Here is a 2,850-nt window from a genome sequence, read left to right as displayed (position 1 = left end):
CCTTCAAGGAGATGACGCTGTTGGAGCTGTCGGACTTCGTCAAGAAGTTCGAGGAGACCTTCGAGGTCACCGCGGCCGCGCCGGTCGCCGTCGCTGCGGCCGCCGCCCCGGGCGCCGCGCCCGCTGCGGAAGCCGCCGAGGAGCAGACCGAGTTCGACGTCATCCTCGAGGCCGCCGGCGACAAAAAGATCGGCGTCATCAAAGTCGTGCGCGAAGTCGTCTCGGGGCTGGGCCTCAAGGAGGCCAAGGACCTGGTCGACGGGGCTCCCAAGCCGTTGCTGGAGAAGGTAGCCAAGGAGGCCGCCGAGGAGGCCAAGACCAAGCTCGAGGCCGCCGGCGCGACCGTTACCGTCAAATAGGGCGGTCGCTGATCGACCGCGGCGACCGGTCCACCTGCTCGGGGGTATCCCCCAGCGCGGTCAGCAGGTTCGACGTCATTGCCGCCAGCACCGGTCCCACCGCGGTGGCGCCGTCATCGGGTGAACCGGCGGCGATCCGGTGCGCGTGCATCGACCGGTGTACCGCGTCCACCACGTGGGCGAAGCTCGGGTAGTGGTCGCTGATCTCGCCCACCGCGAGCGTGAGCATGTTGCGTGCCGGGGCGCTGATGCCGTGCGCGCTGGTGGTGCCGAACATCAACCGGTACAGGTGTGGGTGCTCGATGGCGAACTGACGAAGCCCCTCCTCGGCGACCGCAGTGATCAGCTGCTGCATCCCGCCGAAATGCGTGTACACGGCCATTGTCGAGGTGCCGGCCGCGGTGGCGATCTTCCGGGTCTGTAGGCGTACGGTGCATAACACCGTCATAACAGCGTTATAGGAGCTCAGTGATGACGACCACCGACACCGCGAAATCGACCAACCCGTACCTGGAAGGCTTCCTGGCCCCGGTGCACACCGAGCTCACCGCTACCGACCTTCCGGTCACCGGGCAGATCCCGGAGTTCCTCGACGGACGTTACCTGCGCAACGGCCCCAACCCGGCCGCCGAGGTCGACCCGGCCACCTACCACTGGTTCACCGGCGACGGCATGGTGCACGGGGTCGCCCTGCGCGACGGACAGGCCCGCTGGTACCGCAACCGCTGGGTCCGCACCGCCGCGGTCTGCGCCATCCTGGGCGAGCCCACACCGACCCGGCTCAACCCACGCGCCGGGATGCTCTCCGTCGGCGCCAACACCAATGTGCTGGGCCATGCCGGAAAAACAGCGTGCAGTACTCGGTGATCGACACCGCCGGACACGCCCGCCGCACGGTCGACATCGAGGTGACCGGCTCGCCGATGATGCACGACTTCTCCCTGACCGAGAAGTACGTGGTGATCTACGACCTGCCGGTCACCTTCGACGCGGCCCAGCTGGCGCAGATGGCGGTGCCGCGCTGGCTGCGACTGCCCGCCCGGCTGGTGTTGCAGTCGCTCGTCGGCCGGGTGCGGGTGCCGAGTCCGATCACCGCGATGATCAACCGCGACACCAGACCTGCCGCTGGAATGCCCTACGCATGGAATCCTGACTACCCCGCGCGGATCGGGGTGCTGCCCCGCGACGGCGGCAACACCGATATCAGGTGGTTCGAGATTGAACCCTGCTACGTTTACCATCCGCTGAACGCCTACTCCGAGACCAGAGACGGTGTCGAGGTGCTGGTGCTCGACGTGGTGCGCTACCAGCGGATGTTCGACCGCGACCGGCGCGGTCCCGGCGACAGCGCCCCCACCCTGGATCGGTGGACCGTCAACCTGGCCGCCGGCGCGGTGAGCACGGACCGCCTCGATGACCGCTCGCAGGAGTTTCCCCGGATCAACGAGTCGCTGCTGGGTGGCAAGCACCGCTTCGGCTACACCGTCGGCGTCGACGGCGGGTTCGTCGACGGTGGGGCATCCGAGATGTCGACGGCGCTGTACAAGCACGACTTCACCGCTGGATCCAGCATGATCGCCCCTCTCGATCCGGATCTGCTGATCGGCGAGATGTCCTTCGTGCCCCGCCCCGGAGGCTCGAGAGGGGAAAGCGCCGAAGACGACGGTATCCTTATCGGCTACGGCTATCACCGCGGCCGCGACGAGGGTCAGCTGCTGCTGCTCGACGCCCCGACGTGTGAGCCGCTGGCCACCGTGCACCTGCCGCAGCGGGTGCCGATGGGCTTCCACGGCAACTGGGCGCCGACCGGTTGAGCCGAAATTATTCTCGGCAGACAAGGCCCACCACCCGCGGGTCCCGTGCGCTACAGTGACCTAAGCCTCACGGCCCTCTGGGGTTCCCAGGGGAGAGCGAACGTCGCGGAAGGACCGCCTAATGGGTGTTGCCATCGAGGTAGAAGGGCTGACCAAGTCCTTCGGGCCGGCCCGGATCTGGGAAGATGTCACGTTGACCATCCCGCCGGGTGAGGTCAGCGTGCTGCTGGGTCCCTCGGGTACCGGCAAATCCGTCTTCTTGAAGTCACTGATAGGCCTGCTGCGCCCGGAGCGTGGCTCGATCATCATCGACGGCACCGACATTCTGGAGTGCACCGCCAAGGAGCTCTACGAGATCCGCACCCTGTTCGGCGTGATGTTCCAGGACGGCGCGCTGTTCGGGTCGATGAATCTCTTCGACAACACCGCGTTCCCGCTGCGCGAGCACACCAAGAAGAAAGAGAGCGAGATCCGTGACATTGTCATGGAGAAGCTCGAGATGGTCGGTTTGACCGGTGACGAGAACAAGTTTCCCGGTGAGATCTCCGGCGGTATGCGCAAGCGTGCCGGTCTGGCCCGGTCGCTGGTGCTCGACCCGCAGATCATCCTGTGCGACGAGCCGGACTCCGGCCTGGACCCGGTGCGCACCGCCTACCTGAGCCAGCTGCTCCTCGACA

General features: G+C 66.7%; 3 protein-coding genes and 1 pseudogene. 3 read left to right on the top strand and 1 reads right to left on the bottom strand.

Annotation, left to right across the window (positions count from 1 at the left end):
• On the top strand, positions 1–359 hold a 359-nt coding region (rplL, locus tag AC2VOP_RS15915; protein WP_486951869.1), incomplete at its 5' end, for a 50S ribosomal protein L7/L12.
• Here rplL and AC2VOP_RS15910 read toward each other — a convergent pair.
• Entirely contained in the window at positions 352–807 is a 456-nt protein-coding gene (locus AC2VOP_RS15910; RefSeq protein ID WP_486961884.1) for a TetR family transcriptional regulator, read from the bottom strand. The genes rplL and AC2VOP_RS15910 overlap by 8 nt on opposite strands.
• 23 nt (positions 808–830) lie before the next feature.
• Here AC2VOP_RS15910 and AC2VOP_RS15905 point away from each other — a divergent pair.
• Positions 831–2,173: pseudogene (locus AC2VOP_RS15905) on the top strand (carotenoid oxygenase family protein).
• A 121-nt stretch (positions 2,174–2,294) separates the two neighbouring features.
• On the top strand, positions 2,295–2,850 hold a 556-nt coding region (locus tag AC2VOP_RS15900), incomplete at its 3' end, for an ABC transporter ATP-binding protein (protein ID WP_486954203.1).

It is taken from the genome of Mycobacterium sp. TH-M106, assembly GCF_057473765.1.
This window is presented reverse-complemented; position numbering and strand designations above follow the sequence as displayed.

Coding starts and splice junctions, on each gene's coding strand:
- AC2VOP_RS15910 (WP_486961884.1), bottom strand. CDS start 807: ATGACGGTGTTATGCACCGTACGCCTACAGACCCGGAAGATCGCCACC.